Raw genomic sequence first — 14411 nt, forward strand, 5'->3', positions numbered from 1 at the left:
ACGATCAACGACGTTCACCTGAATGTGTGAGCGCGAGGATCGGCTCCGCGCGCCTCAGGGCCGGGTGTCCGCCATCAGCTTCGCGAACGAGGCCATGCAGGGCGTGCAGTGCTCCGCCCGCTCGGCACCGGACGCCTCGATCTGTTCGTCGAGCTGCCGCCCGCACAGGGTGGTGGTGGCCTGCTTGGCCATCACATGCCACACCAACGTCTCGCCTGCCCCGTCGGGGCCTACGCACATCTCATACATGACCGGCCTCCCAGGACGGACGCCCTCTGACCCAGCAAACCCCCTGGGAGTCCGGCGCACGGAGTCATGGTGAGCCGTTCGGGTGACGGCCGTGCATGGGTCCGGTGCGCGGATCTCCGCTCCGTGGATACCCCTGTGGGGTATCAAACCGTGCATCGCCTTGCGTCTCGTACGGGGGAGGGGTATACATGAGGTGAGAGATACCCCCTGGGGGTATGAGAGGGAGCGTGCGAGAGAGCAGCATCCTCTTCGCCCGCCGCGTCCGTGAGCTGCGAGGAGCAGACATGACCACCGCTACGTCTGGTGCCGCTGAGGTCGAGCTTGCCATCGGCGGGATGACCTGCGCTTCGTGCGCGGCGCGTATCGAGAAGAAGCTGAACCGTATGGACGGGGTCGAGGCCACGGTCAACTACGCGACGGAGAAGGCGAAGGTCTCCTTCGACGCGGCGGTGTCGGTGGCCGATCTGATCGCGACGGTGGAGGCGACGGGGTATACGGCGCGCGAGCCGGAGCCCGTACGTGCCGAACCGGAGGCGGGCCGCGGGGAGGCGGCGGACGAGCTGCTGCCGTTGCGGCAGCGGCTGGTCACGGCGGTCGTACTGGCGGTGCCGGTGATCGCGTTGGCGATGGTCCCGGCGCTGCAGTTCGACTACTGGCAGTGGCTGTCCCTGACCTTGACGGCGCCCGTGGTCACCTACGCCGCGTGGCCGTTCCACAAGGCGGCCTGGACGAACGCCCGCCACGGCGCGGCCACCATGGACACGCTGATCTCGGTCGGTACCTCGGCGGCGTTTCTGTGGTCGTTGTGGGCGTTGTTCTTCGGTTCGGCGGGGATGCCGGGGATGCGGCATCCGTTCGAGCTGACGATCGCGCGGGGTGACGGCGCGGGGAACATCTATCTGGAGGCCGCGGCGGGGGTGACCGCGTTCATCCTGGCGGGCCGGTACTTCGAGGCGCGTTCGAAGCGGCGTGCGGGCGCGGCGCTGAAGGCGCTGCTGGAGCTGGGCGCGAAGGAAGTCACCGTCATCCGCGGCGGACGTGAAGTACTGATCCCGGTCGGGGAGTTGAAGGTCGGGGACCGGTTCCTCGTACGTCCGGGAGAGAAGATCGCGACGGACGGCACGGTGGTGGAGGGTTCCTCCGCGGTGGACGCCTCGATGCTGACGGGTGAGTCGGTGCCGGTCGAGGTCGGGGTCGGTGACGCGGTCACCGGCGCGACCCTGAACGCGGGCGGCCGTCTGGTGGTGGAGGCGACCCGGGTCGGTGCGGACACGCAGTTGGCGCGGATGGCGAAGATGGTCGAGGACGCGCAGAACGGCAAGGCCGCCGCCCAGCGGCTGGCCGACCGGATCTCCGGTGTGTTCGTCCCGGTCGTGATCGCGCTGGCGCTGGGCACGCTGGGCTTCTGGCTGGGCAACGGTGCCGGTCTGACGGCGGCGTTCACCGCCGCTGTCGCCGTCCTGATCATCGCCTGCCCCTGCGCGCTGGGCCTGGCCACGCCCACCGCGCTGATGGTCGGCACGGGGCGTGGTGCGCAGCTCGGCATCCTGATCAAGGGTCCTGAGGTGCTGGAGTCCACGCGGAAGGTGGACACCATCGTGCTGGACAAGACGGGCACGGTCACGACCGGCAAGATGACGCTGCTGGCCGTCCACACCGTCGAGGACACCAGTGAGGCGGAGGTGTTGCGGCTGGCGGGTGCGCTGGAGCACTCCTCCGAGCACCCCATCGCCCAGGCCGTCGCCGCCGGCGCTACCGCCCGTATCGGCAGCCTGCCCGCGCCGGAGGACTTCGCGAACCTGGCAGGCCTGGGCGTGCAGGGCATCGTGGACGGGCACGCGGTCTTGGTCGGCCGCGAGCAGCTTCTCGCGGAGTGGGCGATGGAGCTGCCTGCCGGGCTGCGGGAGGCCAAGGCGAAGGCCGAAACGGCTGGGCGGACGGCGATCGCGGTCGCCTGGGACGGCCGGGCACGCGCCGTCCTCGAAGTCGCCGACGCGATCAAGGAGACCAGCCCCGAAGCCATCCGCCGCCTGCGCGCCCTGGGTCTGACCCCGATCCTGTTGACGGGTGACAACAAGGCGGTGGCCGAGGCGGTCGCCGCGGAGGCGGGGATCGATGCCGGGCATGTGATCGCCGAGGTCCTGCCGCAGGACAAGGTGGAGGTGATCAAGCGCCTTCAGGGTGAGGGGCGTTCGGTCGCGATGGTCGGTGACGGTGTCAACGACGCGGCGGCTCTGGCCCAGGCCGACCTCGGCCTGGCCATGGGCACCGGCACCGACGCCGCGATCGAGGCCGGTGACCTGACCCTGGTCCGCGGAGACCTGCGCGTCGCGGCCGACGCCATCCGCCTGTCCCGCAGGACACTGGGCACCATCAAGGCCAACCTGTTCTGGGCCTTCGCCTACAACGTCGCGGCCCTCCCGCTGGCCGCCGCCGGCCTCCTCAACCCCATGATCGCCGGGGCCGCCATGGCCTTCTCCTCCGTCTTCGTCGTCGGCAACAGCCTGCGACTGCGCGGCTTCCAGCCCACCGACCGGTAAGCGCTCGACCCAGCAGCTCGCCCGAGGCTCGACGGCTCAGCAAGGCCGTCGAGCCTCGGGCGGACCAGTTCGTACCGAACCGAAGGGAGCACGGTCATGGCGTACCCACCGGAACTGCCGGACCACGCGGGACCGCAGAGCGTACGAGCGACCTCATGGACCCGCGTCCGCAAGGGAGTTGCCCACCCGATGACCCGGGTGGTCACCGCGGCGGTGCTGCAAGCCGTGGCGTCGTATCTCGGCCGAGCGGGCACCCCTCAGGGGCAGGCGGGCCCCTGCGTCTGTCAGCGCGGGTAGGCCACCAGCGCCATCATCCCGGCCTCGCCGTGGTACGCGTTGTGGCAGTGCAGCATCCACCGGCCGGGGTTGTCCGCGTCGAAGAAGACCGACACCGTCTGCCCGGGCACCACGATCGTGGTGTCCTTGCGGGGTCCGTCGCTGCCGAGCTGGTACGTGTGACCGTGCAGATGCATCGGGTGCCACATGGTCGTGTTGTTCACGAAGTCCAGCCGGACGCGCTGACCCCGTTCCACCATGATCGGGTCGGCGGTCGGGTCGCTCATGTCGAACCGCTTGCCGTTGATGGACCAGTCGTACGCCGCCATGCTGCCGGTCAGCTCGATGCGGTGGACCCGGTCCGTCTTCCGCGACGCCAGCCGCACGTCGTCCGCCGCCTTCAGCCGCGACGCGGACATGATCTCGCCGTCCAGTTCCTTCGGGCGGACGGTCGCCTCGGGGCGGTGCCCGGAGCCGGTGCGGACCACGGCCATGCCGCTCGCGTTCTTCCCCTCCGCCGACGCGACCAGCGGGAAGACACCGTCGGCGAGGGTGACCAGGACGTCGTAGCGCTCCCCCATGCCGATCAGCAGGGCGTCGACCTCCTGGTGCCGTACGGGGAAGCCGTCGGTGTGGGTGACGGTCAGCCGGTGCCCGCCGAGGGCGACGCGATAGGCGGTGTCGCCTCCGGCGTTGACCAGCCGGATCCGGACTCGCTTGCCGGGCTTGCCGCGGAACACCTGCGGATCGGTCGCGACCCGTCCGTTGACCAGGTGGTACGGGTACTTCACATCGCCCGCGTCGCCGCCGAGCAGCGCGCTCCGGGCGCCCATCATCATGAACTTCGTCGACATGCCGCCATCGGAGGGCGAGGCGGACGCGGACCCGTCCGAGCCGCCGCTCATGTCCATGCCGTCCATCTCCATGCCGCCCATGTGCCCCATGTCATGGCCGCCGTGGTGCATGCCGCCCATCCCCCGCGACAGTTCGGCAAGGGCCTCGTCCGGAGTGCCGGTGACACCGTCCAGCCAGTCGTCGAGCATGACGACCCACTCCTCGTCGTACGACAGCGGCTCCTTCGGGTCCTCCACGATCAGCGGGGCATGCAGACCGCGGTCGATCTGAACCCCCACGTGAGGGTGGAAGAAGTAGGTGCCGGGGGCGTCGGCGAGGAAGCGGTAGGTGAAGGTGCGCCCGGCCTTGACGGCGGCCTGGGTGGCCGGTGGGACGCCGTCCATGTCGTTGCGCAGGGCGAGGCCGTGCCAGTGGACGGATGTGGGGGTGTTGCCGGGGAGTCGGTTGGAGAGCGTGGCGGCGATCCGGTCGCCCGCCGAGACGCGTAGCTCCTTGCCGGGGGTCCGGCCGTCGTACGCCCAGGTCCTGGCGGTGATGCCCGCGCCCAGCTCCACCGTGGCCGGGGCGGCGACCAAGGTCGTCTCATGGGTCCTGCCGGTCCGCGTGCGCTTCCTCTCGGCCGCGGCGACCGCCGAGCCGGACGGGTCGACCAGGGCGGGGGCGGCGTCGGAGCCGGTGCTGCACGCGGCGAGCGCGCCCACGCCTGCGATGCCGAGTCCGGCCAGGAGCACGGATCGGCGGTTCACGGTGTTCACGAAGTAGTCCTCATCTCACGGTTGTTCACGCTGAGTGCCGAATACGGCGGGCGGGAACGGCAGCGCGCGTACGAGACCACGCGCGACCGCGGGCGCGGCCTACAGCAGCAACCGGGAGAGGAGGGAGAGATCGGGCGGTGCGCGGCCCACGGTTCCGGGGACGTCCCGCCCGGCGACGGCATGGGACGGTACGGCCGGGGCGTCGCCGACGGCGGCCTCGGTCGGCGGCACCGGCTTCACCGTGTCGACACCGGCGGCGGTGCAGTGGTGCGTCCCCACGCCTGCGCAGGCGCCGTCGAGGTCCATGGCGACCGAGTCCGAGGCGCCGATGAGCGGGGCGGACCGGTGATCCATGCCGACAGCGTCGGTCACGCCGGTCCTCTCGCCTGCCGGGGCCGCCGCGACCGTCCGTGCGGCCGGGGCATGGGCCATCGGCGCGACGATCTCGTGGTGCACCACCACGGCGAGCACCGCGACCAGGACGAGGACGGCAGCACGCGTACCGCGAAGGACGGCGCCCACGGCGCCACTTCTTCCCTCGGCTGTCGTCATGCGTCCGTCCGCGCTCGGAGAGGTCATCATCGGGTGCGTCGCCAATATACCCGTGGGGGGTAACGGTGCCGATGTGGCGGTAGCGCCCCTGAGCTGCCGAGGCCCGGCCGTCCTTGCGGACACACACGGCGAAAGGATCAACGGCCGCCGGACAACATGGGGCAAAGACGCCTGTGGGCAAGGCGGTTCGCGGTGTACGTTCGACGCAGTTGCGAGCGACGTCTTGTCGCGGGGCCGGATCCGCTCGGGCCTGCCCTGGGACTTCTTCTGGCGAAGGGGACAGGATGAAGCGCTGGGCCGGGAACCACACGAAGGCGGTCGGTACGTCCCGCTTCGGGAAGAGGCTCCGCAAGGAGACCGGCACGTTGGTGGAGAGACCCACCCCGGGGCTCTCGCTCGCGGAGATCGTGGACGCCGTCGGCGCGCTTCCGGAGGAGTCCGTGCTCCGGATCGCGGCGGGGCTGGCCGTCGCGCTGTCGGGGCTGCATCGGACGGGCCTCGCCCACGGCAACATCCAGCTCGCCAGCGTGCTGCTGACCCGGAGCGGCCCTCGGCTGGCCGACTCCGACGCCGACAGGGCGCTCGGCACAGGTGATTCGGCCCGTCCGCCGGGGCAGACCGGCCGACCGTACGAACCGTCCGCCGACATGGTCGCCCTCGGACTGCTGCTGGTCACCGCGTACACCGGCAGAGCCGGGTCCGGCGAGCCCGACATCAGCACGCTCCCCGTAAGGCTGCGCCAAGTCGTCGCCGTGTGTCTGGCCGACGAGCCGGGCGACCCGCCGACCACCGTCCGACTGCTCGACGCCATCGGCCCGCTCGTGCCCGCACCGCGCACCTGGCCGCCGGAGGTGGATGAGCTGATCGCGCGCAGACAGGTCGACAGTCCACAACTGACCGCCGGGGCAGAGGCGTTGACCAGTACGCCTGTCGATGCGCCGCCCGTGCGGGCGGACTTGACCGATACCACCCCGCCACCGGTTCCTCCGACCGGAACGGAGTCCCTGCCGCCCAGGCGTACTTGGCCGCGTCGCGCCGCCCTTCTCGGGGCCGTGGCCGTCGTCAGCTCGATCGTCACGGCGCTGGTCATCACCGTGCCGCACCACGATAGCGACCCCGACACCGACATCGCCGAAGCGCCCCCGTCGATTCAGCCGACAACGAGTGAGCCGACGCGGGAGACGCCCCCCAGCGAGGCGCCACGGCAACCGGCCCCGGACCCGGAGCAGAACCAGGACGAGGACCGGAGCCAGGACGAGGACCAGGTCACGGAGCAGGAGACGGCCGCCGACCAGGAGCCGACCTCCGCCACCACGCGGCAGACCAGACAGCCCGGCGCGATCGCCGACTGCCAGGGGAAGCCCCTGAGCGAGCCGACCATGCTTCTGGTCGCCTGCGGCGACGGCGCTGCCACGCTCCTGGACATGACCTGGACCGCGTGGGGAGAGCCCTCGGCCACCGCTCGGGGAGTGCTGGCCGAGGTGGTCTGCGAGCCGAGCTGCGCCAACGGCCACGAAGTACGCGTCCCGGCCACGGTGACCGTCTCCGGACTGGTCGGCGGGCGCTACACCCTCATGGACGTCAGCGCACCGACTTCGCCCGTCAGCCCCTTCGCCCACTACACGCTCGACGCGATGGGCCCGACCCGCAGAAGCTGAGCGACCGGACGCCCCCGCTCATACCCCCCACGCGGTGAACCCGGCCCAGTGGACGGGCGAGGCGAACGGACGCTCGTCCCGGTCGGGTGTCGGCCGGGCGGACGGTCCGTACTGTCCGAGCAGGGCCGCGAGATGGGGATGGGCCGCGGTGTACCGCGCAAGGCCGTCCCAGGTCAGACCGCGCAGCCAGGTCCGCGAGCGGCGCAGCGCGGACGCGGGTGGTTCGCCCGGCGCGGGGCCTGCGGGGGCGAGCAGCTCGTACAGGCGTGTCATCAGCAGCGCGGTCACCATGTCGTTCACCTGCCACAGGCTGGTGATCGCACAGGCGGCCCCGGCCTGCAGGAAGCCGCCCGGGAGGCCGACGAACTCGTCGGGCGCCTCCTTGATCTCGTAGTGACCGGACTGGCAGGCACTCGCGACCACGAGGCGGCAGTACGGCAGTCGGCGGCGCACCAAGGTGTCCAGGTCCAACTGGCCGTCCGCGAGGGCCAGTGAGCCTCCCCGGCCCGCGAACTCCGCTCTGCCATGGCAACTCAGGTGAAGATACGAGGCGTTGGCGAGGTGATCGAGCAACCACCCGACGGTGGCATCGGAACCGATCGCGTGGAAGGTCTCGCCCTGCGCAGCGAACAGGTCGCGCAGCTCGGCCAGTTCGCTGCGGGCGCCGGGAAGCGAACCGTCCGGGTCGGTGACGGCGACCAGACGCGGCACCGGCAGCGGCGGCCGTGCGGCAGCCGCACGGGAGGCGGCGTACACGCCTGCCGACGGCGCGAGCGTCAACGTGCCCGTGTCGTCGAGTACGCCATCGAGCGCGTCATGGCTCACCTCGTCGAGTGCGCCATCGCGTACGACGTCCGTCTCCGGGCCGTCCGTCTCCGGGCCGAGCGGTACGGCGTGCAGCGGGACGTGTCCCAGCAGACCGGTGGGCACGACGACCGCCTCGTGCCTCGGGTCCCGCGCCAGGAGCCGGGCCACGGGACGCAGCAGCGGCGCGAGACCCCGGAGACGGTCCACGGCCGCCGGGAGCAGCCGACGCCGCTTGAGGACACCGGCCTGCTGGACCACAAGCAGTCCCGCGCTCTCGACGTCCGGGTCCAGCGTCAGGAGGCGGACGATCGAGGTGCTGCTCACCTCGGGGACGAAGAAGGCGTGCACAAGAGGTTGCGCGAGCGCGTCCGCGTCGCGGGGGATCACGAGGACGTAGCTGCCCCAGGGCGCGTTCACCAGGTAGGCCAGCGGCATGCCACCGGCGGCCCGCACGATGTCCGCCAGCTCCGTGGTGCGCAGGAAGCTCTCGAAACCGGGGATCGTACGAATCTCCTCGACCACTTGGCGCACGGCGCGCTCGGCCGCCGCTGCCCCGAGGACGGGCCCCGCGGACGTATCGCCGTACGGGCCTGCGGACGTGCCGCCGTACGGGCCCGCGGACGTACTGTCGTCCGGACCTGCGGGCGCCTGCGCCACCAGGACCCGGTACCGCTCGCGCGCCCGCCGATAGCGCTGGGCCAGCAGGGGATCGACGCGCTCCAGCGCCTCCAGGTCCACCGTGTCCCGCCCGGTCATCACCGACAACTCGCAGGCCAGACCGCGTTCGATCGCTTCCACCGCACGGTCCGGGTGCCCCGCGCGGGCCAGCAGGAAGGCGGCCCGGCGGGCGATGCCGTTCGCCTGCGCGAGCACACTGCGCCGACCGGCCGCGGTGACCTGGGCGTCGTAGAGCGCGTGGACGGCGGACAGCATGCCCGACGCGACCTCGGCCGCGCCGTCCCAGTCCTCGTACTCCGCAAGGGAGTTGACCGCTTCCCGGGCGATGGACAGATGCAGGGACGGCGCGACGCGCGGCGGTGCGGCGGCCAGGGCCGCATGGCGCAGTCGTACGCTCTCGGCGCTGCCGGGACCGTCGAGCAGGTCGGCGGCTCGGGCCAGCAGCCAGGTGGCGCGGCCGGTGTCGAGGAGACCCGGACGGGCGGCGTCGAACTCGACCACGGCGGTGGCCGCTTCCCGAGCGCCGCGCGGGTCCGCCGGTTCGCGGGAGAGCAGCAGATCGGCCAGGTTGCACCGCACCTGCGACCACAGCACCGGGTCGTCGTCCGGGCGCAGGTGGCGCAGGGCGTTCCGGTAGCACCGCTCCGCCTGCGCGAGGTCGTCCGGCTCGGCGCGCCGGAACAGCAGGAGCCCCAGGTTGAGTTGGGAGTACGCCCAGTCGACCGGGTTCCGCTCGGGGGAGCGTTCCGCCAGTCCGGCGTTGACGTGGTCGATGCCCAGGGTGAGATCCATACGGTCGCCGCCGGGCCGTTCGGCGAGCAGCAGCCCGTAGTTGGTCTGGATCCGCGCCCAGGATTCAGGCTGGGCACGGCGGTCGAGCGCGGTGGCGCGGGCGAGCAGGTCGCGGGCGGTCTCCCAGCGCTCGAGACGGTCGCCGTCGTCGCGAAGATGCTGGGCGGCGGCGAGGTTGTTCGCCACCTCGGCCCACTGGAGACCGCCTTCGGGCAGCCGGGCCAGGGCGTGTTCCAGGACGCGCAGCGCCTCGGACAGGTCGGCGTCGAGCCCGGTGCGCACGGCGACCACCAGACGCTCGCCGAGCCGGGCGGCGAGTTCCGTCTCCATCTCCCCCTCGCCGAGCTGCCCGGCCAGCTCGAAGGCCTCGCGGGCCAGGGGGATCACGCTGAGGTCGTCGGTGGCTCGCACGGTGGCGTACATCGTGTGCAGGTGGGCCCGCAGGTCGTGGGCGAAGGCGCCCAGCGACGCGGCGTAGCGGTCGATCGCCGTACGGACGGGCATCCGGCCGCCGCACAGATCCTCCAGAAGCTGCTGGCGTACGCGCAGCGTCGCTTCCAGCGGGGTACCGAGGGCCGTGCGCAACTCCTCGGCACCGGCGTCCCGTACGCGGCTGTCGTCGGTGAACTCGGGGTGCGTCCTGACCAGTTGGGCCAGCCGATCCGGCGAGGTCACCGTGACGACGTGCAGCAGCTCCCCGAGGCGTGCCTCCTCCTTGTTCTCGGCGACGTACTGCAGGAACTTCTGGTAGTTGGCGACCGTCGGCGGCCCGTGAACCGTCAACTCCCGTAACGCGGCCTCGGGATCGGCCAGATCGCGGTCGACGTCACGGCTCAGTACGTGTGGCAGCAGCCTGCGGGGCAGCTGGATCACCCGCCCGCCGAAAGGGGTGCCGCGGAAGGCGCCGGCCTGCGCCGCCTGCGCCACCAGTTCGGTCGCGGTCGCCGTGGCGTCCTGCTGAAGCTCGGCGACGGAGGTCGCGAACAGCATCGGTGCGGACGCGTGGGGCCGCAGGACCAACAGCGGCGCCTCGATCGGCGCCGGGCTGCCGCAGCCGGGGCAGTCCACCCAGCACAGACCGGGTTCGAACCCGTCCGGCGGCGTACCGTGCTCCTCCAGGACATCGGCGCGCTCACGGCCGTCGACGACGTGCCACACCGGAACCTGGCACTGCCTGCCACACGCCTCGCAGCGCCACGAGTAGGGGGCCCTCACCGACACCGACATCAAGTACCCCCGAACTACTTGCCGTTGGTGAGATGGGAGAGAAGCGTCGCCAGCAGACGCCCGAGCGAGGAGTCCCCGAGGGCCCGCTTGTGCACGGTCAGACTCCATCTGCCACGGGGGTCCCGCTTGACCATGACCTCCGTCTGGAGCAGCGTGACGACAAGTACACCGACGGAGACGGCCACGGGATCGAACCGATCGAGCGGCGACCGCACGTACTCGACGGCTTCACCGACCACGCCCGCCAAGTCCCCCTGAGCGGCGGCGTAGTGGAGCGCACTCCGCGCGACGTCCCCCGCGCCGACCGAAGAACCCTCCGGTGCGGGCAGACCCCCTACGACCCCAGCCGCACCCAAGGCATCACGTAACTCGTCATCCGTCACGGACATCCCCGCGGCCGAGGCGAGCAGCCCCCGGTCCTCCACCAGTACCGCCAGCGCCCGCACCGCCTCCGCGTCGGAGAGTGCGCGGATCTCCTGTGCCAGATCGTGTTGTCGGGACATGCCCCAAGTGTGCCCATCGACGGCGACGCAGGGGGCTGTTCGGACAAGTACGTCAGCAGTGGGGCGTCATACGTCAGCAGTGGCGGTGTCATACGGCAACAGTGGGGGTGTCATACGGCAACGGTGGGCCGTCAGCAGTCGGGCGGTACACCCCTCGGCGGGGTGCACCGCCCACTCGACACTGCTGCCAGCAAGGAAGGTGGAACGCGACGGCTCAAGGACGGTCTGTGCGTGTGCCGGTGCCGGTGCCGGTGCCGGTGCCGGGCCCGGTTCCTGTGCCCCGATAGGTCCCCGTGTCGTGGCCCTTCCGTCCACGAGGGACGAGACCGAGCAGACCGAGAAGACCGGCGAGGCCCCAAAGTCCCCATCCTCCGCCGCCATCGTCCTTGTTGCGGTCGACCTGCGTCGGGCTCTGGGTCTGGCTCTGAGCGGCCTGCACGGTGACTGTCCGGGCCACCGGCTGTGCCTGCGCCTCCGCGGTGACCGCGGCGGGTCCCGCGAGGAGAGCGACGGACAGGAGAGCACCGATTGTCGTGCGACGCATAGTTCCTCCTTGCATGACCCATGAACGGGTCTCATTCCTATGTCGCGCGACGTCAGAGTGCCGCGCAACTCCGACGACGACGAAAGCCTCTCCTGGAGCGGATCTGAGCCGACTCCTCGGGGAATGCGGCCCCCAGCGCCATTAGGCCGAACGAGTGACTTGTCCGTCCCGACTTGCGCGTCGGCCGGCTCTGTGAGCGCGCGCACGACCGAGCGGTGCCCGGCATCGATGACGGGTGGGCGTCACGCTTCGTCGTCAGACCCGTACGTCATGATCTCCGCACGGAGCGTTCGGGCGCGGTACGGGGGACAGGATGACGGCGGGCGAGCTGGTGGCGGCGGGCGAGCTGATGACGGCGCGGGCCGAGGTCTCGGCCCTGGACGATCACTTGGTGGCGGTCGCGCTCGACGGGCTCGTGAACAGCTTGGGGTACTGGGGCCACGAGGGGGCGCTGGCCGGTATCGAGCGGACGGGGCGCTATCTGGCCGGGACGTGGAATCCGACCACGCCGGACGAAGGTCCGGGAATGGCGGGGAAGGGGTCCTGGACGCAGTTCATGGGGCGTATCGGGGCCGTGGCGGTGCCGCGGTGGAGCCCACGCGCGATGAGCGGCGCCGACGGCTGCTCACGCTGCTGCGGATCTGGGCGGAAAGCCCCTTCGCCGCTCCGTGGTTCCCGGATCCGTACCGGTGTGGTGCGCACAGCCGGGGATCGCGCCACACGTTGGACCCTCGGATGTGTGAAGTGGATCTGCCCGCTCTGCTAGTTTCTACAACGCTGTAGAAATGAGCTGGCTGCCGGTTCGCCTTCCTGCGCGATGTGGCGGCCCCGGAGCGCAACGGAGGCGACATGGCCCTGTGGGACCGCATCAAGGATTCGGCGTCGCAGATGCAGACGCAGCTTGCGGCGAAGAAGAACGACCTCAAGAGTGGTGCGTTCCGCGATGCGAGCATGGCGATGTGTGCCCTGGTCGCCGCCGCTGACGGAAAGATCGACCCGTCCGAACGGCAGCGCGTCGCACAGCTCATCTTCAGCAACGAGGTGCTGCGGAACTTCCCCGCCGACGACCTCCAGCGCCGCTTCGAGGACAACCTCGACAAGCTGACCGCCGACTTCGACTTCGGCAAGGTGAGCGTGCTGCAGGAGGTCGCCAAGGCGAAGAAGAAGCCCGCCGAGGCACGGGCCGTGATCCAGATCGGCATCGTCATCGGAGGCGCCGACGGCGACTTCGACGACACGGAGCGCGCTGTGGTTCGGGACGCCTGCTTCGCGCTGGGGCTGCCGCCCCACGAGTTCGACCTGTGACCGAGGCTCCTCCGAGCAGGTCACTGCTGGGGTCGACGGGGGTGTCGACCTGTCGGCCCCAACAGCGTACGGGCGTCAGAGGGGCGTGGCAGCGTGCAGCAGGAGCAGCAGGGTGACCGCCGAGTTGGCTGAGAACATCGCCGACAGGAGGGTTCCGGTGGTGGCTGTCCACAGGGCCAGGCCCACGGCGGTGAAGACGGGCGGCCAGGAGCGCGCGGCCGGTGCGGGTCCGAGGAGGGCCGCGACGCGACGGGGAAGCGGGCCGGGCTCGGCAAGGCCGGCGAGTGTGGGCGCGGGGGTGCCGCGAGAGACCAGGGCCGCCCTGCCGATCGCGCGGGCGACCGTCTTGCGGCTGCCGACGGCCAGGGCGGCCTCCTCGTTTGCCCACCGCTCCGTCGTGTAAGCGACTGCTGTCCGCAGAGGGCGTAGGAACGGGTTGGCGCAGGCGGCCAGTTCGACGAGGAGCAGGTGGCGGTGGTGCCGGGCGGCGAGGTGAGCGCGCTCGTGGGCGAACAGGGCGCGGCGCTCCCGGGAGCCCAGGCTGGTGAGCATCGCCGTCGAGACGACGACGCGGTCGCGCGGCCCGCCGGGCAGCGCGTAGGCGTAGGACTGGGAGTCGGGCAGCACCGCCACCTCCGTGCGCGGCAGGCCCTCCAGGGCTTGGTGGGCACGACGCCGTACCCGGTGATGATGCAGCAGAGCGCGAGCGCAGCTCGCCACGGCTGCGATCAGTGCCGGGATCGCGGCCTTCCCGGCGATCTCGTGGCGCGGCACGCTCTCACGCACCTCGGGGTCCGACCAGCCGTCCGGCAGCGGATTGCCCGGAAGTTGAGCGGTGCCGACGACCATCAGCAGGGCCAGGCACACCGTGCTGCACACGGCCATGACACAGGAGACCCCGGTCAGCAGTGTCGTCGCGGTGCGCGGGTGGAGCCGGTGTGCGGCCAGGCGCGCGATCGGCCAGGCCGTTAACGGCAGCACCAGCGGGAGGAAGACGAAGATGCCCATGCCGTCTCAGTCCTCGTCGCCGGCCTGGTCCAGCAGTTCGCGCAGCAGTTGCTCGTCGCCCTCCGGCAGCGTGGTGATGAAGCTGGCCAACACCGCTCTGCGGTCCTGCTCACCGTCAAGGACCCGGTGCATCTTCAACGCGGCGAGGCCCGCCTCGTCCGCAGTCGGCATCCATACGAACGAGCGGCCTTCGCGTCTGCGCGTCACGGCATTCTTCGCCAGGAGGCGGACCAGCACCGTCATCACGGTTGTGTATGCGAGGTCGGCGGCCAGGTGCTCCTGCACCCAGCCCGCGGTCACCGGTTCCCCGGCCTCGTGCAGCGCCGCGAGTACCCGCGTTTCCAACGTGCCCTGTGCCCTGCGCCGACGGCGCGAATCCGGCTCCGCCACGCACGGCCTCCTTTCTGGTCCCCCGCCTCGATTCCTCGCACCGGGGGTGCACATCGTATAGAGCGGACGGTCAGGGCCCCTTCACGCCGTAGACGCCTGTTCCTGTGGTCTGCGGGCGAACTCGCGCCGGCCTCCCCGAGACAGCGCGTGACGCATGAGGAGTCGCCTTCTCACCGCCCCCTCCGATTGTTTCTACAGTGTTGTAGATTCTAGCTCGGGTCCGTGACACGGATCCGAACCGACCGCGTGTATGGAGGGGTGAAGCATGGGTG

13 protein-coding genes are annotated in these 14411 nt (G+C 71.1%); 5 read left to right on the forward strand and 8 right to left on the reverse strand.

Features of this window, described 5'->3' with window-relative positions:
* Positions 1-54 precede the first annotated feature (54 nt).
* A complete protein-coding gene (locus NGF19_RS15345) occupies positions 55-249 on the reverse strand; it encodes a hypothetical protein (protein ID WP_252425443.1) in 195 nt (64 codons plus the stop codon).
* A 284-nt stretch (positions 250-533) separates the two neighbouring features.
* Between NGF19_RS15345 and NGF19_RS15350 the strand changes: the two genes are divergently transcribed.
* Complete coding sequence (locus NGF19_RS15350; RefSeq protein WP_252425444.1) at positions 534-2789, forward strand: heavy metal translocating P-type ATPase; 2256 nt, start codon at positions 534-536, stop codon at positions 2787-2789.
* A gap of 96 nt (positions 2790-2885) precedes the next feature.
* Entirely contained in the window at positions 2886-3086 is a 201-nt protein-coding gene (locus tag NGF19_RS15355; protein ID WP_252425445.1) for a hypothetical protein, read from the forward strand.
* Here NGF19_RS15355 and NGF19_RS15360 read toward each other — a convergent pair.
* Positions 3074-4675 (reverse strand): multicopper oxidase family protein, encoded by a 1602-nt coding sequence (locus NGF19_RS15360; RefSeq protein ID WP_252425446.1) that lies wholly within the window; start codon positions 4673-4675, stop codon positions 3074-3076. The genes NGF19_RS15355 and NGF19_RS15360 overlap by 13 nt on opposite strands.
* A gap of 99 nt (positions 4676-4774) precedes the next feature.
* Positions 4775-5197 carry a hypothetical protein gene (locus NGF19_RS15365; protein WP_252425447.1) on the reverse strand — a complete coding sequence of 141 codons (423 nt, stop codon included), beginning with the start codon at positions 5195-5197 and terminating at the stop codon, positions 4775-4777.
* 314 nt (positions 5198-5511) lie between these two features.
* On the opposite strand from NGF19_RS15365, the gene NGF19_RS15370 reads away from it, so the two are divergent.
* Positions 5512-6885 carry a serine/threonine-protein kinase gene (locus NGF19_RS15370; protein WP_252425448.1) on the forward strand — a complete coding sequence of 458 codons (1374 nt, stop codon included), beginning with the start codon at positions 5512-5514 and terminating at the stop codon, positions 6883-6885.
* An 18-nt stretch (positions 6886-6903) separates the two neighbouring features.
* Here the strand turns inward: NGF19_RS15370 and NGF19_RS15375 are convergent, their stop codons facing one another.
* The 3 genes from NGF19_RS15375 to NGF19_RS15385 all read right to left on the reverse strand — a co-directional run bounded on the left by NGF19_RS15375 (position 6904) and on the right by NGF19_RS15385 (position 11436).
* On the reverse strand, positions 6904-10320 hold the full coding sequence (locus NGF19_RS15375) for a CHAT domain-containing protein (protein WP_252425449.1): 3417 nt from the start codon (positions 10318-10320) through the stop codon (positions 6904-6906).
* 83 nt (positions 10321-10403) lie between these two features.
* Positions 10404-10892 carry a hypothetical protein gene (locus tag NGF19_RS15380; protein WP_252425450.1) on the reverse strand — a complete coding sequence of 163 codons (489 nt, stop codon included), beginning with the start codon at positions 10890-10892 and terminating at the stop codon, positions 10404-10406.
* A 214-nt stretch (positions 10893-11106) separates the two neighbouring features.
* Positions 11107-11436 (reverse strand): WGxxGxxG family protein, encoded by a 330-nt coding sequence (locus tag NGF19_RS15385; RefSeq protein ID WP_252425451.1) that lies wholly within the window; start codon positions 11434-11436, stop codon positions 11107-11109.
* 313 nt (positions 11437-11749) lie between these two features.
* Here NGF19_RS15385 and NGF19_RS15390 point away from each other — a divergent pair, with 313 nt between their 5' ends.
* Together NGF19_RS15390 and NGF19_RS15395 are read left to right on the forward strand one after the other, a co-directional pair.
* On the forward strand, positions 11750-12202 hold the full coding sequence (locus NGF19_RS15390) for a hypothetical protein (RefSeq protein ID WP_252425452.1): 453 nt from the start codon (positions 11750-11752) through the stop codon (positions 12200-12202).
* 83 nt (positions 12203-12285) lie between these two features.
* The gene (locus tag NGF19_RS15395; RefSeq protein WP_252425453.1) at positions 12286-12741 is read left to right on the forward strand and encodes a tellurite resistance TerB family protein; all 456 of its coding nucleotides are present in this window, start codon (positions 12286-12288) and stop codon (positions 12739-12741) included.
* Between the two features lie 75 nt (positions 12742-12816).
* On the opposite strand, the gene NGF19_RS15400 is transcribed toward NGF19_RS15395, so the two are convergent.
* On the reverse strand, positions 12817-13749 hold the full coding sequence (locus NGF19_RS15400) for a M56 family metallopeptidase (protein ID WP_252425454.1): 933 nt from the start codon (positions 13747-13749) through the stop codon (positions 12817-12819).
* A 6-nt stretch (positions 13750-13755) separates the two neighbouring features.
* A complete protein-coding gene (locus tag NGF19_RS15405) occupies positions 13756-14139 on the reverse strand; it encodes a BlaI/MecI/CopY family transcriptional regulator (RefSeq protein WP_308288486.1) in 384 nt (127 codons plus the stop codon).
* Between the last annotated feature and the right edge of the window lie 272 nt (positions 14140-14411).

This window comes from Streptomyces macrolidinus, assembly GCF_023887685.1.
Classification (GTDB): domain Bacteria; phylum Actinomycetota; class Actinomycetes; order Streptomycetales; family Streptomycetaceae; genus Streptomyces; species Streptomyces macrolidinus.

Bases quoted from the DNA above. Each gene is read 5' to 3' on its own strand.
- NGF19_RS15380 (WP_252425450.1), bottom strand. From the start codon at position 10,892: ATGTCCCGACAACACGATCTGGCACAGGAGATCCGCGCACTCTCCGAC.
- NGF19_RS15395 (WP_252425453.1), top strand. From the start codon at position 12,286: ATGGCCCTGTGGGACCGCATCAAGGATTCGGCGTCGCAGATGCAGACG.
- NGF19_RS15370 (WP_252425448.1), top strand. From the start codon at position 5,512: ATGAAGCGCTGGGCCGGGAACCACACGAAGGCGGTCGGTACGTCCCGC.
- NGF19_RS15400 (WP_252425454.1), bottom strand. From the start codon at position 13,749: ATGGGCATCTTCGTCTTCCTCCCGCTGGTGCTGCCGTTAACGGCCTGG.
- NGF19_RS15345 (WP_252425443.1), bottom strand. From the start codon at position 249: ATGTATGAGATGTGCGTAGGCCCCGACGGGGCAGGCGAGACGTTGGTG.
- NGF19_RS15385 (WP_252425451.1), bottom strand. From the start codon at position 11,436: ATGCGTCGCACGACAATCGGTGCTCTCCTGTCCGTCGCTCTCCTCGCG.
- NGF19_RS15390 (WP_252425452.1), top strand. From the start codon at position 11,750: ATGACGGCGGGCGAGCTGGTGGCGGCGGGCGAGCTGATGACGGCGCGG.
- NGF19_RS15355 (WP_252425445.1), top strand. From the start codon at position 2,886: ATGGCGTACCCACCGGAACTGCCGGACCACGCGGGACCGCAGAGCGTA.
- NGF19_RS15350 (WP_252425444.1), top strand. From the start codon at position 534: ATGACCACCGCTACGTCTGGTGCCGCTGAGGTCGAGCTTGCCATCGGC.